Annotated in this window: 20 protein-coding genes; 16 read left to right on the forward strand and 4 right to left on the reverse strand. The window is 63.7% G+C overall.

Going from position 1 to position 25,345, the window contains the following annotated elements; translation table 11 throughout:
- Window positions 1-166: 166 nt before the first annotated feature.
- Window positions 167-1,177: a LacI family DNA-binding transcriptional regulator gene (locus tag VOI27_RS13270; RefSeq protein ID WP_323765836.1), complete on the reverse strand. Its 1,011-nt coding sequence runs from the start codon at window positions 1,175-1,177 to the stop codon at window positions 167-169.
- A gap of 228 nt (window positions 1,178-1,405) precedes the next feature.
- On the opposite strand from VOI27_RS13270, the gene VOI27_RS13275 reads away from it, so the two are divergent.
- From VOI27_RS13275 to VOI27_RS13295, 5 genes are all read left to right on the forward strand, one after another.
- On the forward strand, window positions 1,406-2,701 hold the full coding sequence (locus VOI27_RS13275; protein ID WP_323765837.1) for an ABC transporter substrate-binding protein: 1,296 nt from the start codon (window positions 1,406-1,408) through the stop codon (window positions 2,699-2,701).
- Window positions 2,702-2,809: 108 nt separating this feature from the next.
- Window positions 2,810-3,718, forward strand: coding sequence for a sugar ABC transporter permease (locus VOI27_RS13280; protein WP_323765838.1), 909 nt, complete (start codon window positions 2,810-2,812; stop codon window positions 3,716-3,718).
- A complete protein-coding gene (locus tag VOI27_RS13285) occupies window positions 3,715-4,533 on the forward strand; it encodes a carbohydrate ABC transporter permease (RefSeq protein WP_323765839.1) in 819 nt (272 codons plus the stop codon). Before VOI27_RS13280 ends, VOI27_RS13285 begins: the two co-directional genes overlap by 4 nt.
- A 10-nt stretch (window positions 4,534-4,543) precedes the next feature.
- Window positions 4,544-5,698 (forward strand): ABC transporter ATP-binding protein, encoded by a 1,155-nt coding sequence (locus tag VOI27_RS13290; protein WP_323765840.1) that lies wholly within the window; start codon window positions 4,544-4,546, stop codon window positions 5,696-5,698.
- 50 nt (window positions 5,699-5,748) lie between these two features.
- Window positions 5,749-7,752 (forward strand): beta-galactosidase trimerization domain-containing protein, encoded by a 2,004-nt coding sequence (locus tag VOI27_RS13295; RefSeq protein ID WP_323765841.1) that lies wholly within the window; start codon window positions 5,749-5,751, stop codon window positions 7,750-7,752.
- A gap of 198 nt (window positions 7,753-7,950) precedes the next feature.
- On the opposite strand, the gene VOI27_RS13300 is transcribed toward VOI27_RS13295, so the two are convergent.
- On the reverse strand, window positions 7,951-9,432 hold the full coding sequence (locus tag VOI27_RS13300; RefSeq protein WP_323765842.1) for a sulfatase-like hydrolase/transferase: 1,482 nt from the start codon (window positions 9,430-9,432) through the stop codon (window positions 7,951-7,953).
- A gap of 98 nt (window positions 9,433-9,530) precedes the next feature.
- Entirely contained in the window at window positions 9,531-10,460 is a 930-nt protein-coding gene (locus VOI27_RS13305; protein ID WP_323765843.1) for a LysR family transcriptional regulator, read from the reverse strand.
- A 136-nt stretch (window positions 10,461-10,596) separates the two neighbouring features.
- Here VOI27_RS13305 and VOI27_RS13310 point away from each other — a divergent pair, with 136 nt between their 5' ends.
- The 10 genes from VOI27_RS13310 to VOI27_RS13355 all read left to right on the forward strand — a co-directional run bounded on the left by VOI27_RS13310 (window position 10,597) and on the right by VOI27_RS13355 (window position 22,817).
- Window positions 10,597-12,072: a sulfatase gene (locus tag VOI27_RS13310; RefSeq protein WP_323765844.1), complete on the forward strand. Its 1,476-nt coding sequence runs from the start codon at window positions 10,597-10,599 to the stop codon at window positions 12,070-12,072.
- 95 nt (window positions 12,073-12,167) lie between these two features.
- On the forward strand, window positions 12,168-13,733 hold the full coding sequence (locus VOI27_RS13315) for an ABC transporter substrate-binding protein (protein WP_323765845.1): 1,566 nt from the start codon (window positions 12,168-12,170) through the stop codon (window positions 13,731-13,733).
- Window positions 13,734-13,869: 136 nt separating this feature from the next.
- The gene (locus tag VOI27_RS13320) at window positions 13,870-14,817 is read left to right on the forward strand and encodes an ABC transporter permease (RefSeq protein ID WP_323765846.1); all 948 of its coding nucleotides are present in this window, start codon (window positions 13,870-13,872) and stop codon (window positions 14,815-14,817) included.
- Entirely contained in the window at window positions 14,814-15,713 is a 900-nt protein-coding gene (locus tag VOI27_RS13325; RefSeq protein ID WP_323765847.1) for an ABC transporter permease, read from the forward strand. Before VOI27_RS13320 ends, VOI27_RS13325 begins: the two co-directional genes overlap by 4 nt.
- The gene (locus VOI27_RS13330) at window positions 15,710-16,750 is read left to right on the forward strand and encodes an ABC transporter ATP-binding protein (protein WP_323765848.1); all 1,041 of its coding nucleotides are present in this window, start codon (window positions 15,710-15,712) and stop codon (window positions 16,748-16,750) included. The genes VOI27_RS13325 and VOI27_RS13330 overlap by 4 nt, the downstream gene beginning before the upstream one ends.
- Window positions 16,747-17,739, forward strand: coding sequence for an ABC transporter ATP-binding protein (locus VOI27_RS13335; protein ID WP_323765849.1), 993 nt, complete (start codon window positions 16,747-16,749; stop codon window positions 17,737-17,739). The genes VOI27_RS13330 and VOI27_RS13335 overlap by 4 nt, the downstream gene beginning before the upstream one ends.
- Before the next feature lie 291 nt (window positions 17,740-18,030).
- Window positions 18,031-18,285 carry a hypothetical protein gene (locus VOI27_RS13340; protein WP_323765850.1) on the forward strand — a complete coding sequence of 85 codons (255 nt, stop codon included), beginning with the start codon at window positions 18,031-18,033 and terminating at the stop codon, window positions 18,283-18,285.
- A gap of 318 nt (window positions 18,286-18,603) precedes the next feature.
- Window positions 18,604-19,779: a TAXI family TRAP transporter solute-binding subunit gene (locus tag VOI27_RS13345; protein ID WP_323765851.1), complete on the forward strand. Its 1,176-nt coding sequence runs from the start codon at window positions 18,604-18,606 to the stop codon at window positions 19,777-19,779.
- Between the two features lie 81 nt (window positions 19,780-19,860).
- On the forward strand, window positions 19,861-22,050 hold the full coding sequence (locus tag VOI27_RS13350) for a TRAP transporter fused permease subunit (RefSeq protein ID WP_323765852.1): 2,190 nt from the start codon (window positions 19,861-19,863) through the stop codon (window positions 22,048-22,050).
- Between the two features lie 62 nt (window positions 22,051-22,112).
- A complete protein-coding gene (locus VOI27_RS13355) occupies window positions 22,113-22,817 on the forward strand; it encodes a nitroreductase (protein ID WP_323765853.1) in 705 nt (234 codons plus the stop codon).
- Between the two features lie 64 nt (window positions 22,818-22,881).
- Here the strand turns inward: VOI27_RS13355 and VOI27_RS13360 are convergent, their stop codons facing one another.
- The gene (locus VOI27_RS13360) at window positions 22,882-23,604 is read right to left on the reverse strand and encodes a GntR family transcriptional regulator (RefSeq protein WP_323765854.1); all 723 of its coding nucleotides are present in this window, start codon (window positions 23,602-23,604) and stop codon (window positions 22,882-22,884) included.
- 177 nt (window positions 23,605-23,781) lie between these two features.
- On the opposite strand from VOI27_RS13360, the gene VOI27_RS13365 reads away from it, so the two are divergent.
- Window positions 23,782-25,326, forward strand: coding sequence for a sulfatase (locus VOI27_RS13365; RefSeq protein WP_323765855.1), 1,545 nt, complete (start codon window positions 23,782-23,784; stop codon window positions 25,324-25,326).
- The last annotated feature ends 19 nt before the right edge of the window (window positions 25,327-25,345 follow it).

Below are 25,345 nucleotides of genomic sequence, written 5' to 3' on the forward strand. Positions count from 1 at the left end.
CCCGGGGGAGGCCGCTGGCGTGGATGCCGGACAGGTAGCGCGTGCGGCGGCCGGGGCCAGACCGGAAGCCACGGTGGAGCGGGCGCGGCGGCACATAGGTGGAGACCACCGGCGGCGCGTCAGGCCAACGCCCATGCCACGCCTTTTCGGATTTCGCACCCCACCGCTAACCCAGCCTGGCGCAGGACTGACCGATCACCAGCTGCGGAACAAAAAGATGCTCTCTTGGCTGGATCGGCAATTCGTTCCGGCGCTTGATCCGCTCCAGCAGAAACTCCATCGAGACCCTGGCGATATCGGCGATCGGCTGGACTGCCATTGTCATGCGGGGCCGTATGACATCGCCCCACGGCACATCGTCGATGGTGGCGAGCGAGACCTCGTCAGGGCAGGCGACCCCCAGATCCATGGTGGCCTTCAAGGCCCCCAGACCCATCATGTTGTTGGCGGTGATGATCGCGGTCGGGCGGTCGGGGCGGGTCAGCAGGCGCATGGTACACTCGTAGGCCCTGTCGCCGTCGTATTCGCCGTACAGAATCAGGTCTTCATCGACCTGCAGCCCTGCCTTGGCGATGGTCTTGCGGAAGCCGGCCAGCCGCTGCTCGGCCGAATAGAGACCCCGGTTGCCGGCGATATGCGCGATCCGGCGATGCCCGAGGCGAATCACGTGCTCGGTCAGCATGGCGCTGGCCAGCTCGTGGTCGGTTGCGACGAAGTCCGCATCGATCGGGCCGATCTTGTGGTCGAGGACGACCATCGGCAGCTTGAATTCCTGCACCGCCTCCACGTATTCCGGGCTGTTGCCATAGGGCGTGAACAGGACACCCGCCACGTGCTGGGCCTTGAGGTGCCTCAGGATGCCCAGCTCGCGCGCCGGATCGGTATCGGTGTCAGAGACGATGACCATATGGCCCCTTTTCAAGGAGATACGTTCGACCTCCTTGAAGAACCGGGCGATGAAGGGGTTGCTGACGTCCCCGATCACCATGCCGATCATGTCGGAATGGCCGCGCGCGAGGCTCTGTGCCACGGGGTTGGGCACGTATCCGACGGTCTTGGCGGCATCCCAGATCCTTTGCCGGGTCTTGGCGCTGACCTTGTCGCTTCCGCTGAGGGCGAGCGACACGGTGGACGTCGAAACGCTTGCGATTTTTGCGACGTCACGTACCGTTGCCATTTCGCAATTCCTTCTTTTAGGCCGACCCGGAGTTTCACCCAGTGGCTCATTCAGCAGGATTTCGCGTCACTTTTCCAGCCTTTTTTCGCGGATCAGCCGGAAAACTGGGCGCAAGACCGCTTGACAGAATGTCATCCGATTTGGCAGGGTCGGGTTTATCGAACCGGTTCGATTTTGGCCTGTGGAGGGGTTTGCCGGGTGTCGACACAATTCATGGGAGGGAAACAGATGGCACTGAGAACTGCGATTTCACGGATCGCGCGGGTTGGCGCATTGAGCCTGGGCGCGGCGGCACTCGCCGGCAGCGCGGGGGCGGTCGACCTGACGATGTGGACGTTGGTCGAAAACGACAATCCGGAATTCATCGCCGAGGCGGCCGAGGCCTTCAAGCAGACGCACCCGGACGTCAACATCATCCACGAGACCTTTCCCAACGAAGCCTACAAGACCCAGATCCAGGTGGCTTTGACCGGGTCGGACGCGCCGGATGTGTTCTTCAACTGGGCCGGCGAGGATGCCGCGCGGCTGGTGCGCGACGATCTGGTTCTCGACATCACCGAATACAAGGACGTGGACGGCGGCTTTGGCGAATACCTCGGCGAAGGCTGGCTTTCGTCCTTTGAATACGACGGCCGCAACTACGGTGTCCCGGCGCAGGCGGTGTCGAAGTATTTCTATTACAACGTGCCCTTCTTCGAGGAACACGGCCTGACCCCGCCCGACACTTTTGACGGGTTGCTGACCCTGTGCCAGGACATTCGGGCGGTCGATCCCGACATCGTGCCGTGGGCGCTGGGCAATTCCGAACGCTGGAAGCTCAACCACGTGATCACCATGCTCAACGCGCGTGTGCTGGGAACGGAGGCGACGGCGGAAGACTACGCGCTCACCGCGTCGGACGAAGAGCTCTTTGCCGATCCCGGCTATGTCGAGGCCTGGCAGAAGGTCGTCGACCTGCAGGATGCGGGCTGTTTCCAGGACGCGCCCAATGCCACCTCGCCCGAGGCGTCGCGCTCGATGTTCGCGGCCGAGATCTCGCCGCTGATCTACTGCGGATCGTGGTGCGCCAACATCTTCAATGATGAGGGTTTCGAGGATTTCGCCATGTTCCGGATGCCGGGTATCGAAGGCGGCGCGGGTGATCCCGGTGCGGGCTTCATGGTGCCCTCGGGCTACCAGATCTCGGCCTCGACCGAACACCCGGAGATGGCCGCGGCCTGGGTGAGTTTCCTGGTCTCGGACGAGATGTCGCTGCGCTTCGCCGAGGTCGTCGGCGGCATCCCGTCGAACCCGGCATTGATCGACCAGTTCAAAGGCTCAGAGAACTTCAAGTGGATCTCGGAAGACATGGCCACGGCCACCGGCTCGGTCAACGTGCTCGACGTGCTGCTCGAGGCGAGCGTCGCCAATGCCTACCTTGACGCGGGTGTCGAGGTTCTGAACCGCACCAAGACGCCGGAAGAGGCGATGGCCGACATCCGCGCCGTCGCGCTGGACGCCAAGGCGGCGCTCAACGCCAACTGATCGCGCATCGGGCGGCCCTGCCGGGGCCGTCCGCCACCCAGCCACCACGCTTTCACGCATACCGATACACGCCGCGGGTCCTGCCTGCGGCAAGTCAAGGAACACGTCATGTCAACGCCGGGGACGACCGCACAAGCGGAACGGGGACTGGTTCTATCGTCCGCCTTCAGCTCTGCCATCCTGCTGGCGCCAGCCCTGATCATCTGCACGGTGCTGATCTTCGTGCCCGCCCTCATGGCGGTGGTCGGATCGTTCAACGCCTTCAGCCTGACCTCGACGGATTGGGATTTTGTCGGCCTCGCCAATTATGCCCGCGCCTGGAACGATCCGGTCTTCTGGGTCGCACTCAAAAACAACCTCATCATCGTCTTCGGCTCGGTTACTCTTCAGGTCGGCATCGGCTGCATCCTCGCCGCGCTTCTCGACCGGGGCATCCCCAAGGGGCAGACCTTCTTCCGCACCCTGATCTTCATGCCGATGGTGGTGTCGTCGGTGGCGGTGGCGCTGATCTGGCTGATCATCTTCGACCCCAACGTCGGCATCCTGAACGAACTGGTCAAGGCCATCGGCCTGACGCCGCCGCAACTGGGCTGGCTGGGCGACCCGGACCTGTCGATCTGGATGGTCCTGATCGTGGCCGCCTGGCAGTACACCGGCTTCATGATGGTGCTGATCCTCGCCGGGCTGCAGGGCATCCCGAAAGAGCTCTATGAGGCAGCGGCGCTGGATGGCGCGCGGGGGATCAAGGCGTTCTGGCACATCACCCTGCCGGCCATCCGCAACGTCCTGATCGTCGCGGTGCTGATCACCACCATCGGCGGCTTCAAGCTGTTCGATTTCATCTACGTGCTGACCCAGGGTGGGCCGGCCAATTCGACCCAGGTGCTGGGCACCTACATCTTCCTGCAGGGCTTTTCGCTGACCAACATGGGCTATGCCAATGCCATCGCGGTGGTGCTGCTGGTGATCGCCGTCATCCTTGGCTGGATCCAACTCAAAGTGAGCAGAAGCGCATGACCCGGTTTCGACTTGCCCGCCTCTTCGCCTATGGCATGGTCACGGCCTGGACGCTCTTCGTGGTCCTGCCGCTGCTCTGGATGGTCATGGCCGCCTTCAAGACCCGGCGCGAGATCTTCACCGATCCGCTGGGCCTGCCGTCTGGGTTCAGCGGCGAGAGCTTCGAACGCGTCTGGGGCGTGGGCCTGGGTTTCTTCATGCTCAACTCGGCCATCGTCACCTTCCTTGCGGTCGGGGTCATCGTGCTGGTCTCGGGGATGGCCGCCTACGTGCTGGCCCGGACCAACACCTTCGCGCTCAGGATGGTCTATCTTGCCATCGTCGCGGGGTTCGCGGTGCCGATCACGGCGGTCCTGCTGCCGCTCTACCAGATGGTGTCCTCGGCCGGGCTGCTCAACAGCTACTTCGGCATCGTGCTGGTCTATGCCGCCTATGGCATCCCCTTCACCACCATCCTCTTCTACGCCTTCTTCCTCGATTTTCCGCGCGAGTTGGAAGAGGCGGCGCGGCTCGACGGCTGCAGCCGGGTGCAGATCTTCTTTCGCGTCATCGTGCCCCTGTCGGGCCCGGCGGTGGCCAGTGCGGCGATCTTCCAGGCGGTCTTTGTCTGGAACGAGTTCCTGCTGGCGCTGGTGATGCTGACCAAGCCGGCGATGAAGACCCTGCCGGTGGGCATCCTGCAACTGCGCGGAGAGTTCTCGTCGGACTGGCCGGCGATCATGGCCGGGCTGGCACTCGCCACCGTGCCGATCCTCGCGCTCTTCATCGCCCTTCAGAAATACTTCGTCCGGTCGCTCGCGGGCCTCGGCAAATAGGACATTGACCATGAACAGTCTTTCCGTTCGCAACATCGTCAAGAACTACGGCAGCTTCCGCGCGATCAAGGATGTCAGCTTCGAGGTGGACCCTGGCGAATTCATCGTCATGGTCGGCCCCTCGGGCTGCGGCAAGTCCACGCTCTTGCGCTCCATCGCGGGGCTCGAGACCATCACCTCGGGCCGGGTCGAGGTGAATGGCCGCGACATCACCGGTGACGAGCCGGCAAACCGCGGCGTGGCGATGGTGTTCCAGAACTACGCACTTTACCCGCACATGACCGTGCGCAAGAACATGGGCTTTGCCCTGTCCATCGCCGGCCGTCCCAAGGCCGAGATCGATGCCGCCGTCGAACGGGCGGCGGGCATCCTGCGGATCACCGACCACCTTGAAAAGAAGCCGCGGCAGCTGTCCGGCGGGCAGAAACAGCGCGTCGCGATCGGCCGGGCGATCACCCGCTCGCCCGAGGTCTTCCTGTTCGACGAGCCGCTGTCCAACCTCGACGCCGCCCTGCGCACCCAGATGCGCGTCGAACTGGGCCGGCTGCATGCCGAGCTGGGCGCGACGATGGTCTATGTCACCCACGACCAGACCGAGGCGATGACGATGGCCGACCGGATCGTGGTGCTGCACGACGGGGAAATCGAACAGCTCGGCGCGCCGCTCGACCTCTACAACCGCCCCGCCAACCGGTTCGTCGCGGGTTTCCTCGGCTCGCCCCGGATGAATTTCATCGAGGCTGCAGTGACCGGCGTGCAAGGCCGGTCGGTCAGCGTCGCGGCACCCGGACTGACCGGCGAGGCGGCCATCGAGATCCACGCGGAGGCCGAGGTCCCGCGACAGGGTGACAAGGTCATCATCGGCGTCCGACCCGAGGGCTTTGGCGCGGCGGGCGAACCCGGCTGGTCGATGGACACCCGCGTCGCCGTCGTCGAAAGCCTCGGCCGGGAAACGATCGTCTATGTCGATGCGGGCGAGCTGCGCGCCTTCGATTCCGAATCCCACGAAGGCTACTTCGCGGTCTACCGGTCGGCGCAGCTGAGCCTCGGGCACGGTGAGGCGCTTGGCCTGACGATCCCGGCGCGGTCGGTCTACCTCTTCGCCGAGAGCGGCACGACCCTGGCCTGGCCCGACTCTGCCGAGGCCCTCCCCGCCATAGGCTAGCGCCGTACCGCGCCCCTCATTTCAAACATGCTCACCCAAGGAGACGCCTGATGCGTTACCGGCAGATTCACCTCGACTTCCACACCAACGAGACCATCGCCGGCATTGGCAGCCGGTTCGATCCGGGGGCCTTTGCCCGGGCCTTCAAGGAGGCGCATGTCGACAGCGTCACGGTGTTCTCCAAGTGCCACCATGGCCATTCCTACCACCCGACCGAAGTGGGCAAGATGCACCCGCATCTTGAGTTCGACCTGCTGCGCGCGCAGATCGACGCGCTGCACGCAGAAGGCATCAACGCCCCGATCTACCTGACCGCGACATGGGACGAGCTGGCCGCATTCGAGCACCCCGAGTGGCGCACGGTGTCGCCCGACGGGACGCTGCCGACCTTCATGCCGCAATACGGCAATGGCGCCGGCTGGGCCTTTCTCGACTTCGCCTCGCCCTATCTCGACTACCTGTGCCACCAGACCGAGGAGGTGATGCAGCGCTATCCCGACGCAGACGGGATCTTCATGGACATCTCGTTCCAACTGCCCTCGATCTCGCGGTTCGCCAAGATCAAGATGGACGCGATGGGGCTGGACTGGAGCAACGCCGAGGACCGCGAGGCCTTTACCGCGCAGTCCATCGTCACCTACTTCGGCCGGGTCCGCGACGCGGTGCACAAGCACAACCCGAAGATGCCGCTCTATTTCAACTCGCCGCACATGCCGTGGGAGCTGCGCAAGCATTACAAGGACTACTATTCCCACGTGGAACTGGAATCGCTGCCGACCGCGGGCTGGGGCTACGAGCATTTCCCGCTCAGCGCCCGGTTCGTCGACACCCTGGGCGAACCCTTCCTCGGCATGACCGGCAAATTCCACATCCACTGGGGCGAGGTCGGCGGCTACAAGCTGCCCGAGGCGCTGGTCTATGAATGCGGGGCGATGCTGGCGCACGGCGCGTGCTGCTCGATCGGTGATCACCTGCACCCCACGGGCCAGATCGACCGCACCTCGATGGACGTGATCCGCCCGGCCTACAAATGGGTGGCCGAGCGCGAGGCCTGGGCCAAGGGGTCGACCAACCGGGCACAGGTTGCCATGCTGCCGACCGAGGCTGCCAGCCTGCCGTCTTTTGCCGGGCGTCCGCATCATCACTGCGACGCCGACGAGGGCGCCTCGCGCGTGCTGCTCGAGACCCAGATGGCGTTTGACGTGGTGGACATGCACAGCGATCTCTCGGGCTACAGGCTGCTGATCCTGCCCGACGATGTGGTCGTCGGAGACGCGCTGAAGGCCAAGGTCGAGGCCTTCGTCGCCGGTGGTGGCCGCGTCCTTCTGACCGGGAAAAGCGGCATCGACCCCGAGCATGGCTTCGTCTTCGACGTCGGCGCCGACTGGGACGGGACCTCGCCCAACAGCGACGGCGACTACGTCCTGCCGACCGAGGCCTGCCGGGCCAGTTTCGTCGGCGATCCGCTGTTCATGTATGCCCCGGCCGAGCATGTGAAACTGACCGACGGCACCTCGCTGGGTGAGGTCTACGAGCCCTATTTCAACCGCACGGTGCGGCACTTCTCGGGCCACGTTCAAGCCGCCAGCAAGCCCGAGCCGCTGGGCACCGCGGCGGGATCGGCCAAGGGCGGCTTCACCTATTTTGCCTTCCCGATCTTCACCACCTATTTCCAGGTCGGTTCCCTCGCCATGCTGGAGATCGCCGAGAAGCTGATCGAACAGGCCCTGGGCGAGGACCGGCTGGTGACGACCTCGTTGCCGCGCGCCGGACGCGTGACCGTGCGCCATCAACCGGAAGAGGCCCGCGACGTGGTGCACCTGCTCTATGCCACGCCGGCCCTGCGCGGAAACTTCCGCGGCGCGCCCGTGCAGCCGATCCAGGAGTTGATCGACCTGCACGACATCACCGTCGACCTCGCCGCGACCGGCGCGGTCAAGGCCGTGTCTGTGGTGCCCAATGGCCCGGCGCTGGAGTTCACGCAGACCGACGGCCGGGTGCGCTTTACCGTCCCGAAGGTGCGGGGCCACCAGATGGTCGAGGTGCGCTACTGACCGGCGCGCCCCTCGCGACGGTTACGGTCATCGGGCTCGACCCGGTGACGCCCTCACCGCGGCAGAAACACCAAGATACCGCACCGTAGTTCCCGCGCTGGTGCGGCGGATGGGCCGGCAAATCGGGAGGGTCCTTGCACGGATTGAGGCGCTGGACACCGGGTCAAGTCATGCTCACACGGGCCGGCGCATTCTTTTTCACGAGGTCGGGCCCTCGACCAACCAGTTCTGGTCTGCACGTGTCGGCCAGCGAAAACGCTCCGGTGGCTCGGTCTGACGGGCCCAGGCCTCGAGGATGCGTTTGCGTGCGATGCCGCGATCGATGGTCTGGGTGATATGGGTCGGGTCCCAGCCATCGAGTACACGTGTCAGCAGCTGGTCGCGGACCTCGGCGTATTGCGGCGCGTCGAACAGGTTGTGGGTCTCGTCCGGGTCGGCTTCAAGGTCGAACAGCTGGTGCCGGTCGTCGTGGAAGTAGTTCAGCTTGAAACGGCCCTGCCTGACCATGCGGGTCAAGAGCTTCTTGCCCCCCGTCCAGGCCTTCATCCCGTCGGTGCAATACTCCGAAAAGGTTTCGTTGCTCCAGTCGGCCTTCGGGTCTTTCGCGATGCCCAGCAAGCTGCGGCCGTCAGCCTCCGGCAACGGATCGTGGCCCACGGCGTCCACCAGCGTCGCGGTGAGATCGACGAGATTGACGACATGGTCGCGCCGCTGGTTCTCGGGCACCTTCCCCGGCCAGCTCAGGATCAGCGGAACCTTGGCCGATTGGTCATAGAACGTCTGCTTGAACCACAGGTCACGCTCGCCCAGTTGATCGCCGTGATCGGAGGCGTAAACGATCATCGTGTGCTGCATCAGCCCGTGGCGTTCGAGCCGATCCAGCACCTTGCCGATTTCGCCATCCAGCGTCTCGACCAGCGCGTAGTAGGCGGCCTTGGCGCGCCGCTCTTCCGCCGGCGTCATGTCGTTCATTCCGGTCTGCTTGCGCCACCAGGCAAGGTATTCGGGCTCCTGCGTCTCGTCGCGTGCCAACCTCGGGTCCGACACCCGGTCATGGTAATATTCGAACAGACCAGGGTCCCCGACATAGGGCTGATGCGGCAGCATATAGCCAAGGCTGAGCGAAAACGGATCGGTGTGACCGCGGGCGCGCTTTTCGGCCTCGCGGTCGAGAAACGCCAGGGCGTGCCGGGTCACGTCTTTGTCGAGGTCTTCGAAACTCATCCGCCCCGGACCCGATTTGACCAGGGCATCGCGAAACGGGCGCTGGCACTTGTCCAGAACGCCCAAGCTATAGTCGCTGCCCCCCAGCCAGTCGGTCATGTGGTCGCCGACCTCGCGGTGGGCATAGCCATGCAACTGATCCGGCCCAAGGCTGTGCAGGCGTCCGATCAGTGTCGGGCGGTAGCCGGCCGCGCCATGGGCATGGGCAAAGGTCGGGAGGTCCGAGGCGAGCGAGTCGCTGTTGGTCCAGACGTTCTGACGACAGGGATACCGCCCCGTCAAAAGCGACATGCGGGCCGGCAGGCAGATCGGCGACGGCGTGTAGGCATTGTCAAAGCGCACCCCCCGGGCCGCCAACCTGTCGATATTGGGGGTGCGGACAACCGGATCACCATAGCAGCCGGCGACATGCGCGGCATGCTGATCCGACAGGATATAAAGAATGTTCGGTTTCAAATGCCTGCCTCCGTCTGCCCTGTGCAGGATGCATGGTTGCCTCGCCGCGACAGAACCACAAGTGCGATCTGGGCCGTCAGCCATAACCTCAGGGCAAGTCAGCCGGGGGTGATCGGATCGGCCAGGCCGCTGTCGATCATTTCGCGGCTGACGTTTTGCAGCTGTTCGATCAACAGTTTCGCCGGGGCCGAAAACTGCATGTCGGACCGGTGAACGATGCCGACCTTGCGTGGCATCGAGATCTCCGGCAGCGGGATCGCCGCGACGTGATCCGAGAATTCCTGGATCACCAGGGTGGGATGCCAGCTGATCATGTCGCTGCTCTTGATCATCGAAATGGAAAACAGCGTCGACTCGCTTTCAACCACAGGTTTGGGCGCCGGAAATCCCAGATCGTGAAACCGCGCATCCAGACGGCGATGCCCCAGGTGCTCGGCCGCCGGCAGAATCCAGTCGTAGTCCAGACAGTCGATCGGCCTGAGGTCCGGCTTGCGCAACAGCGGATGGCCCTTGCGCACCGTCGGTCGGATGCTGTCGGAATAGAGCGGGATCTCCGCCAGTTCGTCCACGACGTCGGGCGTCGCGAGCTGGCACAGGGCAAGTTCGACATCGCCCCGCTGCACGTCCGGCATCAGGCCGTCGTGCAGCTTGCTGACGACCTTGTATTCCACGTTCGGATGGCTCGATTTCACCCGCAGGATCGCATCGGGCAGCAACTTCAGCCGCATGCTGGAGCCGACGCCGATGGTCACCTTGCCGGTGTGCCCGGATTTCATCGCCCGCAGCTCGTCCTCGACACGCATCAGGGCGTGACGGATCGACGTGCCGCGCAGGGCAAGGACGTCGCCAAAGGCGGTGGTCTCCACCCCCCTGGGCCGCCGGTCGAGCAGGGAGACGCCGAGCTCGATCTCCAACCGTCGGATCGCCTTGCTGATGGCCGGTTGGCTGATGTTCATGACCTCTGCCGCCCGGCCGAGGCTGCGTTGTTCGACGGCGGCGAGAAAATACTCCAACTGTCGCAGTTCCATGGCGCGCTCCTTCTCTGGTCGGCTGCCGCCACCCATAACCTCTGGTTTGGGATTCGGCATCAAATGCAGTTAGTAATCATGTCCCGGCCCGAATTACACTCACCGGGACACAGAATTTGCCGGGGGGCTTTGGGACATGGCGTCGGATCGACCGAACATTCTTTGGTATTGCACCGATCAGCAGCGCTACGACACCATTGCCGCACTCGGAAATCCGCACATCCGCACGCCCGCGCTTGACCGCTTTATCGAGGCCGGGACGGCGTTTCGTCAGGCCTATGTCCAAAGTCCGATCTGCACCCCGAGCCGGGCGTCCTTTCTGACCGGGCGTTACCCCGCCAGCACCCATGTCCACCGCAATGGCAACGCCTACTTCCCAAGCTCGGAAAAGCTGGTGACGCGCATCCTGGCCGATCACGGCTATGACTGCGGGCTGGTTGGCAAGCTGCATCTGGCCAGCGCCGAGGGCGAGATGGAAAAGCGCACCGACGACGGCTATCGCATGATGGCGTGGAGCCACCATTCGATGCCAGAACCGGCCTCGCGCAGAAACGACTACGGGCGCTGGCTGAAAGAGGAAAAGGGCGTCGACCATGCCGAGCTGTTTCATGACGTGAAAGGGTTCTGCACGCCCGGGGTTCCGGCGGATCTGCATCAGTCGACCTGGTGCACGGAAATCGCCATGCGGTTCATCGACGAACCGCGGGACGGGCCCTGGATGCTGTCGCTCAACCCGTTTGATCCGCATCCGCCGTTTGATCCGCCGCCCGAGTACCTTGCGCGGTATGACCCCGAGACGCTGCCCGACCCATTGTTCAGGCCGTCCGATCTTGAACGGCAGAAGGGGTTTCAGAACATCTGTCAGCAATCGCTGGAGGCGTCAGACCCCACCATCGGCGACAATGCGGCGGCCGAGGACAGTGAGTTCACCGCAACGCACCCGCCGGCGTCGTTCAACGGTCGCGGCATCAAGGCTGCCTATTACGCGATGATCGAGCTGCTGGATGACCAGTTCGGCCGCCTGATCGACCATCTGGACGCCAGGGGCGAGCTTGAGAACACCCTGATCATCTTTCATTCCGATCACGGCGAGATGCTGGGCGATCACGGGCTGCTCTACAAGGGCTGCCGGTTCTTCGAGGGGCTGGTGCATGTGCCGCTGATCTTCTGCTGGCGCGGGCAGATACAGGACAACCAGATCAGCGATGCGCTGGTCGAACTGGTGGATCTTGCCCCCACCGTGCTTGATGCGGCCGGAATCGAGATACCGTATTACATGCAGGGGCAGTCCTTGTTGCCGCTGCTGCGGGGCGAGGCGGACCCAAGCGTTCACAAGGCCTCGGTGGTCTGCGAATTCAACGATGCCCTCGGCTCGGCCAGACACTCTCTGCCAACCCACGCCACGATGAATTTTGACGGCCGCTACAAGACCGTGGTCTATCATGGGCACGGATTTGGCGAGTTGTTCGACCTGGACGAAGACCCGGGCGAGTTCACCAACCTCTGGGATCACCCGGAGCATCAGGAGTTGCGCCACCGGCTGGTTCTGAACCACCTTGACGCGATCATGGCGACCAGCAGCGCAGGTATTGAAAGGGTGGGGAGGTTCTGACCGGCACCCTTGGCCAACCCGCACCATTTGCATGTGCGGCAATGAGACATCCCTCGACACAGAGAGAGATGCACCAACACGTGGAGGAGACCCTTATGAAGACGCTTTCGCAAGTATTTCTCGGCACCTGGCTTGCCGTCGGGGTCGGACTGTCCAGTCCGGTCGCGGCGCAGAGCGATGAGGTGTGCCCCAAGCGCGGCGGCACGTTCCGCACGGTGGACATGCAGTATTCGCGTGTCGACCCGACACAGGCGGTCAACCCTGTCTACCTGATGGACCTGGTCTATGACGCACTTTTGCGGGTCGAGCACGACCTGACGATATCACCCGGCCTGGCCGTCGACATGCCAGAGCAGATCGATGACCTCACCTTCGTCTTCAAGCTGCGCGAGGGGGTCAAGTTTCACGACGGCACCGATTTCAACGCCGAAGCGGTCAAGTTCAACGTGGAACGGCAGCAATCCGGCGACGTGGTGTCGCCCTTCACCGGCATCTGGCAGGAGTTCCTGAGCGAGGTGGTGGTCGAGGACGATCACACCGTGCGTTTCGTGCTGGCCAAGCCGTGGCCGGGGTTCCTGTGGGAGGTGGCAAGCTATCTTCGTTTCGCCTCGCCCGCCAAGGTCGAGGAGTTGGGTCAGGACTACGGCATCACCGGTGCCGCCGGGACCGGGCCCTTCATGTTCGAGACCTTCGATCCGAAAAAGAGCATCACCCTGGTGCGCAATCCGGACTACTACCGGAGCGGAGAGCCCTGCGTCGACCGGTATGAATCCTCGCTTCTGGCCTCTGCCAGCGTCCGCATCCTGTCGCTCAAGAGCGGTGAGCTGGACCTGATCAACACCTTCCCTGAATCGCAGTTCCCGCAGTTCGAAGGGGTCGACGACATCATCATCGAGGAAGGCGTGGCGACAACCCTGACCCTGCTGCCGCTGAACACCCGTCACCCGGCGCTGGCCGATGTCCGGGTGCGCAACGCGATCCAGCACGCCATCGACGGCAAGGCGATCATCGACAACGTCTATGGCGGTGCCGGGGCCGAGATCGAGTCGATCTTTCCGCCGTGGCACAAGGGGTTCGTTCAGGCCGAGAACGTGTCGGCGGTGCGCCCCGACCTTGAAAAGGCCCGCGCGCTGCTGGCCGAGGCGGGCTATGGCCCCAACGGCAAGGCGCTGAAACTGAAGCTGATGACCGGCGGTGGCGGAGCCCATGTGCAACGCGGCATCCTGATCCAGGCGCAGCTCAAGGAGATCGGGATCGATCTGGAGGTCGAGAACAAGGCCTATGGTCAGTTGGTGAACGACATGTTCGCCGGCCGGTACGACATGGTGTTGTGGCAGTTCAATGGCGATACCAGCCTGAAGGACTTCACCTGGAACCTCTATTCCGGCAACAGCAGCACCAACATGACCGGCTACAACAAGGAAGGCGGTTTCCAGAACCCGCGCGCGCAGGAGCTGGCAGAGACCATCGGCCAGACCGAGGACCCGGCCGCGGTTCAGGCCGAGATCGCGGAGCTGCAACAGCTCGTCTTTGCGGACACGCCGTTCATCTTCGTCAACTTCCGCAACCACCGCGCGGCCTATAACGACTATGTCAAAGGGTTCCAGATCCCCAAACTCAAGGGCCGTGACATCCTGCACAGGGTCTGGCTGGACAAGTAGAGCCTCTGACGGCCTCATGTCCGCAGCGACACCAGACCAGGCAGTCCGACCGGATGGCCCCGGCCGGACTGCCGACACCCCGGCACGCACCGCGCGTGACGGCTTGCATCCGAGCGCAACCTGAAAAGGGACTGAAATGCTGCTTTTACTGATCGTGCGGAGGCTCTTTCTGACGATCCCGACCTTGTTTGGCGTCGCGCTTCTGGCCTTTCTGCTGGTGCACATGGCCCCGGGCGATCCGGCGCTGGCGGCCCTCGGGCTGGACGCCGACGGGGCGTGGCTGATCACCGAGGCCGATCTTGTCCGGGTGCGCGAAGACCTGGGGTTGAACAAGCCCATCGCGCAGCAATTCGGTGACTGGGTCTGGCGGGCGCTGCAGGGCGATTTCGGCCGATCCTACGTGCAGAATACCGAAGTGACGCGGATGGTGCTCAAGGCGCTGCCGACCACGATGATCCTGCTGTGTCTGACCATGGGATCGGCGATCGTGATCGGCTGCACCGTCGGGGTCCTCTCCGCCATCTACCGCGGCCGGACGATCGACTATGTCGCGCGCTTCATCTCGATTCTCGGCGTCAGCACACCGACCTTCTGGTTTGCCCTGCTGCTGATCTGGTCGCTGGCCTATCTGGTTCCGATCTTTCCGATGAACGGCCCGATCGCACGGCACGGGATGATTGCAATGGTCCTGCCGACCATGGCGCTGGCGCTGCATCCGGCGGCGCTGATCGCCCGCATGATGCGCTCGAGCATGCTCGAAGTCCTGTCGCATGACATGATCCGCACCGCCACGGCCAAGGGGCTGACCAAGCGTCGGGTCTATTTCGTGCACGCGCTGCGCAATGCGGTGAACCCGGTGATCACGGTTGTCGGCTTCCAGTTCGCCAACCTGATGGGCGGGGCCGTCGCGGTCGAGTTCATCTTTTCGCTTCCCGGATTGGGCAGCCTGCTGATCGACAGCATCTATCAGAAGGATGTGCTGGTCATGCAGGGCGCCGTGCTGCTGATCGGGGTGGTCTTTGCCGCGTCCAACCTGATCGTGGACCTGCTGTACATGATCATCGACCCGCGGGTGCGCCTATGAGCCAGACCGCCTCCGAATACGAAGGACGCGCAGGGGCGCACCGCACCTCGCTTGTGCGGGCCCGCGAAAGCTTTGCGATCTTCCTGAGCAAACCGCTGAACGCCGCAAGCTTTGCCCTGACCGCGAGCCTGTGCCTGATCGCCATTCTGGCCCCAGTGCTGGCCCCATACCCCTATGACGCCATCGACCTGGCCAAGGGATTGACGCCGCCCAGCTGGGACAACCTGCTGGGCACCGATACCGCCGGGCGCGACATCTTTTCCCGGCTGCTGTACGGCGCGCGCATGTCGCTTCAGATCGCTCTGGTGACCGTGGCCTTCGGCATGCTGGTGGGCGTCACGATCGGCGCGGTGGCGGGCTATTTCGGCCGCTGGGTGGATGAGGTGCTGATGCGCATCGTCGAGATCTTCATGGCCGTGCCGGGGATTGTCATGGCGCTAGCGCTGGTCGCGGTGCTGGGCCCGAGCATCCCGTCGATCATCCTGGCGCTGTCGATCCGCCGCATCACGCAGTTTGCCCGCGTGACCCGCGGCGCGGTGCTGAGCGTCAAGACGATGGACTATATCTCGGCCTGCCATGCGCTTGGCATGAGCCACCCGCGCATCATCTTCGGTCATGTCCTGCCCAATTGCGTGGGGCCGCTGATCGTTCTGTCCTCGGTGCTGATCGGCAATGTGATCCTGACGGAATCCGCGCTCAGCTTTTTGGGGATGGGCATTCAGGAACCGACACCCAGCATCGGAACGATGATCGCCAGCGGCAATGAATTCCTGACATTCGCGCCGTGGATCTCCCTGTTTCCCGGGTTGTTCCTGTTGCTCGTGATGCTGGGCTTCAACCTGCTGGGCGACGGGCTGCGCGATCACCTCGACCCGCGTGACGGAAATGTATCATGACCAAGGCTCACCCTACATCCACAGCCGTCCTCGACCGTGCATCCTCCATTCCGGTGGTTCTGACGGTCCGGGATCTCGAGGTCGTGTTCCACACCCGCAAGGGCCCGGTGCGCGCGGTCGACGGCGTGAGCTATGATCTGCAGCACGGCGAAACCCTGGCCATTGTCGGTGAATCGGGCTGCGGCAAGAGTGTCTCGGCGCTTTCGGTGCTGCGGCTGATCCCGAACCCGCCCGGCGAGATCACCAAGGGCGCGATCCTGTTTGACGGCGAGGACCTTGCCAAGGTTTCGGACAAGCGGATCCGCGAGATCCGGGGAAACCGCATCTCGATGATCTTTCAGGAGCCGATGACCTCGCTCAATCCGATGATGACCATCGGCGACCAGCTGGCCGAACCGTTCCGGCAGCACAATGGCCTGTCACGCCGCGACGCGATGGCGAAATCGCAGGAGATGCTGGATCTGGTGCGCATTCCGGATGCGGCCAAATGGCTGCGTCGGCATCCGCATGAGATGTCCGGCGGCATGCGCCAGCGCGTGATGATCGCGATGGCCCTGGCGTGCAACCCGAGCGTGCTGATCGCCGACGAACCGACCACGGCGCTGGATGTGACGATTCAGGCCCAGATCCTCGAGATCATCAAGGGCCTGCAAGAGCGCCTTGGAACCGCCGTCATGATGATCACCCACGACCTGAGCGTCGTGGCCGAGACGGCAGACCGTGTGATCGTCATGTATGCCGGCCGTCAGGTCGAGGTCGCCGAGGTCGGCGAATTGTTCGACCGCCCGATGCATCCCTACACCGTGGGCCTGATGAAGGCGATTCCAAGCATCGACGCAATCGCCAGGGTGACCGGCACCCCGGACAGGCTGGAAGAGATCCCCGGCGTCGTGCCCGCGCTTGCGGCATTGCCCGAAGGCTGCGCCTTCGCCGATCGATGCCCCCGCGTGCAGGCTCTGTGCCGTGAGCAAAAGCCGCCGCTTGACGAAAAGCGCCCGGGGCACCGGGTGGCCTGCTGGAACGAGGTGACGCAATGACAATGGCCGCCACGCAGCCCAGCCCGGACCCGCTGCTGGAGGTCACCGGACTGGAGACGCATTTTCCGATCCGGTCCGGTTTCCTTGGTCGCACCTCCGGCGTGGTCCATGCCGTCGATGGCGTTTCGTTTTCGATGCGCCGCGGCGAGACGCTGGGCCTTGTCGGGGAAAGCGGCTCGGGCAAGTCGACATTGGGCAAATCGATCCTGCGGCTGGTCACACCGACCGCCGGGTCGATCCGGATCGACGGTCACGACATCACCCATCTCGGCAAGGCAGAGATGAAACCGTTTCGCCGCAACGTGCAGATGGTGTTTCAGGATCCCTATTCATCGCTCAATCCCCGCATCCCGGTCGGAAAAATCGTGTCAGAGGCGCTGAAGGTCCACGGCATCGCCTCCGGCAAGGAGGCGCGCGACCGTGTGGCCGGCATCTTTCGCAAGGTCGGCCTGCGGGCCAGCGACATGCACAAATACGCCAACGAGTTTTCCGGAGGTCAGCGGCAGAGGGTGGGGATCGCACGGGCGTTGGTGCTCAATCCCGGTCTCATCATCGCCGACGAGGCCGTGTCGGCGCTCGATGTCTCGGTTCAGGCGCAGGTGATCAACCTGTTCGCGGACCTGCAGGCGGAGCTGGGGCTCTCCTATCTGTTCATCGCCCATGACCTGTCGATTGTCGCACAGGTCTGCGACCGCATTGCGGTGATGTATCTGGGCCAGATTGTCGAGATCGCAACCCGGCACGAGCTCTTCCGGGCGCCGAAACATCCCTATACAAAGTCGCTGATGGACTCGATCCCTGTCCCGCACCCCAGCTTGCGCAAGACCGACCGGCTGTTGCTGAGCAAGGACGTTCCAAGCGCGGTCAACCCGCCCAGCGGGTGCCGGTTTCACACCCGGTGCCCCATGGCGACGCCGGAGTGCTCGCGGTCACGCCCTCCGATGAAAGCCTACGGCGAAGGGCATTCCGCCGCCTGTTTCAACGTGTAGGCAAGACCGGCGTCCCGATACGCGCCGGGACGCGGACCATCGGTTTCGTCGAGGGCGCCAGCCTGACGATGGCGTTCAGCGCGCGTAGCCGCCCCGGCTGCACAGCAAGCGCGCAGAAGGCTGATTATGTTGATATTGTTCCGAAACAGGAGCAGCCCGAGTTCGCGGCGAAGGTCGCGCCGGAAGCCTAGAAGAATGAGGAAATGGCGGCCGAGTTGGCGAGCCGGTTCGAAGTTCATCTGTTACTGGCAGGTGCTTGCATGCAAACACCGACGGCGCAGACGATCCACCATGAACGTGCTCAAAGTGATGCCGAATTCCCTGCAAGCAAAAGATGACCGCCAGCGAATCGATGAGGTCGTTCACGTCCTGTCGCACCACGGTGGTGTGCCCGCCGTGGCAGTTGAAAAGCTGGTCAAGACAGTCCGCCGCAAGCCCCGTCAGACCTATTCGGCTGAGGAGAAGATCCGCCATGTATTGACGGGGCCCGCTTGGCGAGGAAAGCCCAATCTACATCTTTCATCTCGCCGTCCTTCTGCTTGTTAATTCACAGACCACCTTCTTGGCACATTGCGATGCGGCCAGATGAGGACGGCCACCACCCCATTTGGATCACTGACGCCAGCGCTTTCTCCGCGGTCCGACACCTTTCAGACGCAGTAGCGTTCGAGCCTCCGCAGCGAACGGCAGCAAGGTTCACATGACCATTTCGGGCGGCGGACACCCCACCAAAATTTTCCCCTTGCCAAACGTTCCATAATTAGTACCTTTATGCACTTAAGGGTGGAGACTGTGGCCGGGAGGCGCAAGCAAGCCCTGAGACAGGCACCTCCGGGTGCTCCGGGAGGAAAGGGAAACACACTCATGAGAATCCGCAACATCATCGCCACAACGCAGCTTGGCCTCGCGCTCGCCGCGACATCGCTGGCAGCCGAAGAGATCAACCTGCCGTCGCAGATCTCCTGGACCGCCTTCGGCACCACCTCGTCGGGATACGCGCAATCGGTGGGCATAGGTCAGATGCTGAAGGAAAACTACGGCACCGGGCTGCGTATCATTCCCGGCAAGAACGACGTGTCACGGATGATCCCGCTGCGCACCAACCAGACGCATATCTGCGCCTGTGGCAGCGCCGCCCTGCTGGCCGCAGAGGGCACCCACATGTTCGCCGGCAAGAAATGGGGTCCGACGCGGCTCTACAACCTGTTCAACAACAGTGGCGACACCGGCTTTCAGCTCGTGGTGGCCGGAGATATCGGTGTCAAGACACCCGCCGATCTGAAGGGCAAGCGCATCACCTGGATCAAGGGAGCGGTGGCGCCCAACATCAATGCCACGGCGCATCTCGCCTTCGGCGGGCTGACCTGGGACGATGTCGAGAAGGTCGAGGTGCCGGGCTTCAAGCAGGCAGCCGACGCGCTGGTCAACAACCAGGCCGATGCCGCCTGGGGCGGGACCGTCTCGGCCGCCTACAACCAGCTTGCCGCTTCGCCGCGAGGCCTGTTCTGGACCGAGTTTCCACATGACGATGACGCGGCCTGGAGCCGTGCCCGCGCTCACGCGCCCTGGTGGTCAAAGAAGGTCGTGACCGAGGGCATCGACCTGACCAGCAACACCCGTGGCAAAGAGACCTTCGAGGGCAGCGCGGCGCCATACCCGATCTTCGTGGCAACGCCGGAAGCACCGGACGCGCTGGCCTACGGTCTGACCAAGGCGGTGATGGACAACCTCGAGCAGATCAAGGACGCCGCGCCCTCGATGAACGGCTATGCGCTCGATCGGCAGAACCTGCAATGGGTCTTTCCTTACCATCCCGGTGCCATCGATTACTATGAGGAGGCCGGGCTCTGGGGCGCAGAGGAGCAAGCGCACAATGACATGCTGCTCAAGCGCCAGGACGTGCTCGAAACTGCCTGGACCGCCTATCTCGAGGCCCATGGCGATGCCGAAGACGCCGCTTTCGACAAGGGCTGGCAGGAGGCGCGCGTCGCTGCCCTGGAGGAGGCAGGACTTGAGGTGAGCTTCCGCTCCTGGGAATAACCCCCGGCGGCATTCAGACCGAGCGGCCGCCGTAGCGGCCCTCGGCAATCCCCCAACTCTCAGACAGCGGCAGGCTCCGACATGACCCAGACTTCACCAGACACGCCTGATGCGACGGCCATCCCGGCCGGTGAAGAAGAAACCATCCGGTATCGCACCCTGCCCTGGCCAGCAGACCTTTGGCTGCTGGGGGCGGCCATCGCGGCCGCATTCGCCTCGATCTACATGATCTTCGGGCTGGGCAATGTTTTCGGCCTCTACGTGCCGCTGGAGACGGAATACTTCTACTTCCTCATTGCTGTGCTGCTGCCGCTGCCGTTTCTGGTCTATCTCTCCACCAGCCAGATCATCGGAAAAGTCTGCTGGCGCGAAGTGGTCCCGGCCAGCCTCGCCCTCGCCGTGCCGGCCTTCCTTGCACTGCAGGTTGCCGGGGTCGGCTTGCCGGGCGCGCTGAGCGTCGTCGGCGATATTGCCCTGTTCGCAGCGCTCCTCGGCCTGTTCGCGGTGCCGCAGGTGCTGCGCGGGTTGCGCTTTCGCAGCATGCCGCGGTTCGACATCCTTCTCGCTGTGCTGGCCTTTGCGGTGCCCGCTTATTTCGTGGCCCGCAGCGGCGACATCCTCGACCTTGGATGGGAGTACGACGCGCCGCAACACGCCAAATACCTCGCTTTCGCGCTCTGGGCACTGATCATGGAGGCGACGCGTCGCACCGGCGGCACGGCGATCTTCTACATCTGCCTCGTGGTCTCGACCTATCCGATGTATTCGCATTTCGCACCCGGCTTTCTGAACGGCGCCGCGATCCCGGCCGAGATCACCGCGGGCTTCCACGTCTTCGGCACCGAGAGCATCCTCGGGATCCCGATGACCGCCTTCGCCAATCTTGTGATCGGCTTTCTGATCTTCGGCGTGGCGCTGCAGCACACCGGCGGCGGCAAGTTCTTCCTCAACCTCGCCTTCGCCCTGCTCGGCACCCGCCGCGGCGGGCCGGCCAAGGTGGCGATCTTCTCGTCGGGGCTGATGGGGTCGATGTCGGGCAGCGTGATCACCAACGTGCTGACCACCGGCGTGATGACCGTGCCGGCGATGAAGCGTGTGGGCTTCCGCCCGGCCTATGCGGGCGGCGTCGAGGCCTGCGCCTCCACCGGAGGCGTGCTGATGCCGCCGGTGATGGGGGCGACCGCCTTTGTCATGGCCACCTTCCTCGCCATCCCCTATTCCGAGATCGTGGTGGCCGCGATCTTCCCCTCGATCTTCTTCTACCTCGGCCTTTTCCTGCAGATCGACGCCTATGCCGCGCGCAACGGGCTGCACGGTCTGCCACGGGCCGATCTGCCGGCGCTCTCCAAGGTGTTTCGCGAAGGCTGGTACTTTGTCGCGGTCTTCGTCGCGCTGATCTTCATGTTGCTCTATATGCAGCGCGAGGCACAGGCGCCGTATTACGCAACTGCAACTCTGCTGATCATCAACCAGCTGTCGAAGACCCATCGCTGGACCTGGTCCGACCTCGTGAACTTCGTCCGCGGCGTCGGGCTGCTGTTTGCCGAACTGCTGGCGATCCTTGCCGGGGTCGGGCTGATCATCGGCGCGCTGACGCTGACCGGCAAGGTCGGGACGATCACCTACGAGCTGACCCAGTTCGCCGCCGGCAACACGCTTCTGCTGCTGGTCATGGCGGCGGCGACGAGCTTTGTGCTCGGCATCGGCATGACCATCACCGCGGCTTACATGTTCCTTGCCGTGACGGTGGCCCCGGCGCTGACCCAGGGCGGGCTCGACGTGCTGTCGGTGCATCTCTTCCTGATGTACTGGGGCATGATCTCCTTCATCACGCCGCCGGTGGCGATCGGCGCCTTCGCGGCCGCGAGCGTGGCCAAGGCCGATCCGATGCGCACCGGGTTCGAGGCGATGCGGCTGGGCAGCATCATCTACTTCATCCCCTTCTTCTTCGTGCTCAACCCGGCGCTGATCGGCCGCGGCGCGGTGACCGAGATCGTCACCGTCGTCACCGCCGCCATTGCCGGCATCGCGCTGATCGCCGGCGGGCTGCAGGGTTACTTCTATGGCGTCGGCGTACTCGGCACCCGCCTCGTCGCAATGTTGGCGCGCGCCGGCCTGGTGCTGGGCGGCATCCTGTTGGCGCTGCCGGGCAACGAGATCATCGGCTACGGCAACCTCGCGATCAACGCCGCCGCCCTGGTCGTGGTGGCGCTGGGCCTCGCCTTCGCCTGGCTCGACCGGCGCTCGCAACCGCAGGGCCAGATCGGATGAGCGCCCCCGATGAGAGGCGGCCGGAGCGCCGCCACGAAACCAAGAACGAAAGGCAAGACGCAATGAACATATCCACCCCCGTCGATGACACCTCGCTCAGCCAGGCGCTGGATCAGCTGCTCACCAGCCGCTGGTCCTGCCGCGCCTTCCGGTCCGAGAGCGTGCCGGAGACCACGATTACCGAGATCCTGCGCGTGGCGCAAAAGACCGCCTCCTGGAACAATACCCAGCCCTGGCAGGTGGACATCACCAGCGGTGCCGCGACGAAGAAATTTCGCGAGGCGCTGCTTGCGCATATTGACGCCGAGGGCGCCCGCGGCCCGCATTTCGCCTTCCCGCGCGAATACGCCGGGATCTACAAGGACCGGCGGCGCGAATGCGGCTTCAGCCTTTACGAGGCGGTGGGCGTCGCGCGCGGTGACAAGCCCGCCTATGCCCGCCAGACCCGTCGCAACTTCGAACTCTTCGACGCGCCGCATGTCGCCGTCATCTCTTCGGAAGAGGCGCTCGGCACCTATGGTGCGGTCGACTGCGGCGCCTATGTCTCGAACTTCGTGCTCGCCGCGACAGCGCAGGGCGTGGCGACCATCGCTCAGGGCGCGCTGGCCAATTTCGCAGATTTCATCCGCGACTATTTCGGCTGGGGCGAAAACCGCAACCTCGTCTGCGGCATTTCCTTCGGATACGCCGACATGAGCCACCCGGCCAACAATTTCCGGACCACCCGCGCACCGCTCGACGAAGTGGTGCGCTTCGTGAGCGACTGACCTCCCCATGGCGCTCACGACAGAAGTGGGAGGGCACCCTGCCCTCCCACTTCTGGTTCGGGGCTCAGGGTTTCAGGTTCATTTCCAGCCGGATGTAATCGCCGCGATAAGTCGCCTCCACAATATAGATCACCCGCCCCGTTTCATCGCAAAGGACCCGCCGGATCTCGGCGGTGGGCGTGTTGACCGGCACCTCAAGCTGTCGCGCCAGCTGGAAGTCGGCGGATGAGATCTGCAGCGACTGATGCGCCGTCGCGACCTCGACCCCCGGCATGTCCGACAGGATCGGCAGCACCATCTTGTGCTGCAGCTCCTCCGGCGCCTGGTTGAAAACATCCTCGGCGATGAAGATCGACACCGCGCAGTATTTCTCGCCGTCTCGGGCATGGACGCGGTGCATGTTGACATAGCGCTCTGCCGGCAGCCCGTCCTCGTCGCTTAGCTCCGGCTGGTCATCGGTCAGGGTGATGTTGGAAAGGTCCGGCTCGTCACCGCGATACATTTCGACGAGATCATCCAGCGAGGTGTTCACCAGCAGCTTCTTCTTGCCGACCTGTGCATCGGTCACGAAGGTTCCCCGCCCGCGGTGCGGCGACAGCAGGCCGTCGTCCTTCAACTGACCGATCGCCTGGCGCACGGTCACGCGCGAGACGTCGAACTCGTTCATCAACTCCTCGATCGAGGGGACCTTGGTCCCGGCCTTCCACTTCTGCTTCACAATGCGCTGACGCATGACCTCGGTCAGTTGCACGTAGAGCGGGATCTGACTTCCCGAAATCATCGACATGACATCCCTATCCCTTCTTGACTTGCATAATGTTCTAACATTAGTATGTTTAAGACATTATGCAAGCGGTCACTGCCGCCACGCTACCACGAATGGCCGATATCGCAATTCGCGCCGCGCATCACCGGCGCGGGCGCCCGCGCGCGGCCCGAGACAACGGAAGCAAAGGACCCCTCCATGAAAACCGTATTCCTGCTGTTCGATTCCGTGAACCGCCTGATGCTGGAGCCCTATGGCAGCGATCTGCTGAAGACGCCGAACTTCAAGCGTCTGGCCGAGCGGTCGGTGACCTTCGATACCCATTACGTCGGCTCCATGCCCTGCATGCCGGCGCGGCGCGACATGCAGACCGGGCGGCTGTCATTCCTGCACCGCTCCTGGGGGCCGCTCGAGCCCTTCGACAATTCCTTTCCCGAGGCTCTGAAGGCCGCCGGGGCCTATTCGCACCTGATCACCGACCATTATCACTACTTCGAGGACGGCGGCGCCACCTATCACACCCGCTACAACTCTTTCGAGTATATCCGCGGGCAGGAATCCGATCCCTGGAAGGTCGCGCTCGAGGCGCCCCTGGACGAGATCAAGGCCAAGTACCACCCCAGCCAGAACGATCCGAATTCCAAGCAGAACCCCTATCACCACATGATCAACCGCGAGTTCATGACCGAAGAGGCAGATTTTCCTTCGGTCAAGTGCATCGACGCCGGGTTCGACTTCCTCGATCGCAACCGCAACGCCGACAACTGGCTGTTGCAGATCGAGACCTTCGACCCGCACGAGCCCTTCTTTGCGCCGGAGCGGCTGCGCGAGATGTTCAAGACCGATTACGACGGCCCGATCCTCGACTGGCCGCGATATGATCGCGTCACCGAAAGCCAGGAAGAGATCGACGAGCTGCGCGCCAACTACATGGCCCTGCTGACACATTGCGATCAGCTGCTCGGCCGGGTGCTCGACTACTTCGACGAACACGACATGTGGAAGGACACCGCGCTGATCCTGACCACCGACCACGGCTTCCTTCTGGGCGAACACGACTGGTGGGCCAAGAACCGGATGCCGGTCTACGAGGAGATCTCGCACATCCCGCTCTTCGTCCACCATCCCGATCACGCCGACAAGGCCGGCCAGCGCCGCAAGAGCCTGACCCAGACCATCGACCTGATGCCCACCTTCTGCGAAATGCACGGTGCCGAGATCCCGGCGGAGGTGCAGGGCAAGTCGCTGCTGCCGCTTCTGGAAGAGGACAGCACCGACCGCGAGGCAATCCTCTTCGGCTATTGGGGCGGCGGGGTGAACCTGACAGACGGGCGTTACACCTATTTCTGCTATCCTGAGGACATGGAGAACCAGGATCTCTACCAATACACCGTCATGCCCACGCATATGACCAAGATGTTCACGGTTGAGGAATTGCGCACCGCCACCCTTGCCGCTCCCTTCGACTTCACCAAGGGAGTGCCGCTGCTGCGCGTGGCGCACAGGTCCAAGGCCGACACAAGGACCCATTCCTATCACTTCCCGGAAAAGATGGTGGATACCGAGACCGCGCTCTACGACCTGGAGACCGACCCCGGCCAGATGACCCCGATCAGCGATCCGGAGGTGATCGACCGGTTGAACGCCGCCCTGTTCCGGCTGATGGCCGAGAACGACGCCCCGGCCGAGGCGGTCAAGCGCATGGAGGACAGCCTCCTGACGCGACAGGCCGAGCCGGCCTGAGGCAACGCCATGCGGGGGG

The sequence above is a fragment of the Marinovum sp. genome, assembly GCF_034669705.1.
Classification (GTDB): Bacteria; Pseudomonadota; Alphaproteobacteria; order Rhodobacterales; family Rhodobacteraceae; genus Marinovum.

Excerpts from the sequence above, each read along its gene's own strand:
- VOI27_RS13270 (WP_323765836.1), bottom strand. The coding sequence starts at position 1,177 with ATGGCAACGGTACGTGACGTCGCAAAAATCGCAAGCGTTTCGACGTCC.
- VOI27_RS13275 (WP_323765837.1), top strand. The coding sequence starts at position 1,406 with ATGGCACTGAGAACTGCGATTTCACGGATCGCGCGGGTTGGCGCATTG.
- VOI27_RS13280 (WP_323765838.1), top strand. The coding sequence starts at position 2,810 with ATGTCAACGCCGGGGACGACCGCACAAGCGGAACGGGGACTGGTTCTA.
- VOI27_RS13285 (WP_323765839.1), top strand. The coding sequence starts at position 3,715 with ATGACCCGGTTTCGACTTGCCCGCCTCTTCGCCTATGGCATGGTCACG.
- VOI27_RS13290 (WP_323765840.1), top strand. The coding sequence starts at position 4,544 with ATGAACAGTCTTTCCGTTCGCAACATCGTCAAGAACTACGGCAGCTTC.
- VOI27_RS13295 (WP_323765841.1), top strand. The coding sequence starts at position 5,749 with ATGCGTTACCGGCAGATTCACCTCGACTTCCACACCAACGAGACCATC.
- VOI27_RS13305 (WP_323765843.1), bottom strand. The coding sequence starts at position 10,460 with ATGGAACTGCGACAGTTGGAGTATTTTCTCGCCGCCGTCGAACAACGC.
- VOI27_RS13310 (WP_323765844.1), top strand. The coding sequence starts at position 10,597 with ATGGCGTCGGATCGACCGAACATTCTTTGGTATTGCACCGATCAGCAG.
- VOI27_RS13315 (WP_323765845.1), top strand. The coding sequence starts at position 12,168 with ATGAAGACGCTTTCGCAAGTATTTCTCGGCACCTGGCTTGCCGTCGGG.
- VOI27_RS13320 (WP_323765846.1), top strand. The coding sequence starts at position 13,870 with ATGCTGCTTTTACTGATCGTGCGGAGGCTCTTTCTGACGATCCCGACC.
- VOI27_RS13325 (WP_323765847.1), top strand. The coding sequence starts at position 14,814 with ATGAGCCAGACCGCCTCCGAATACGAAGGACGCGCAGGGGCGCACCGC.
- VOI27_RS13330 (WP_323765848.1), top strand. The coding sequence starts at position 15,710 with ATGACCAAGGCTCACCCTACATCCACAGCCGTCCTCGACCGTGCATCC.
- VOI27_RS13335 (WP_323765849.1), top strand. The coding sequence starts at position 16,747 with ATGACAATGGCCGCCACGCAGCCCAGCCCGGACCCGCTGCTGGAGGTC.
- VOI27_RS13340 (WP_323765850.1), top strand. The coding sequence starts at position 18,031 with ATGAACGTGCTCAAAGTGATGCCGAATTCCCTGCAAGCAAAAGATGAC.
- VOI27_RS13345 (WP_323765851.1), top strand. The coding sequence starts at position 18,604 with ATGAGAATCCGCAACATCATCGCCACAACGCAGCTTGGCCTCGCGCTC.
- VOI27_RS13350 (WP_323765852.1), top strand. The coding sequence starts at position 19,861 with ATGACCCAGACTTCACCAGACACGCCTGATGCGACGGCCATCCCGGCC.
- VOI27_RS13355 (WP_323765853.1), top strand. The coding sequence starts at position 22,113 with ATGAACATATCCACCCCCGTCGATGACACCTCGCTCAGCCAGGCGCTG.
- VOI27_RS13360 (WP_323765854.1), bottom strand. The coding sequence starts at position 23,604 with ATGTCGATGATTTCGGGAAGTCAGATCCCGCTCTACGTGCAACTGACC.
- VOI27_RS13365 (WP_323765855.1), top strand. The coding sequence starts at position 23,782 with ATGAAAACCGTATTCCTGCTGTTCGATTCCGTGAACCGCCTGATGCTG.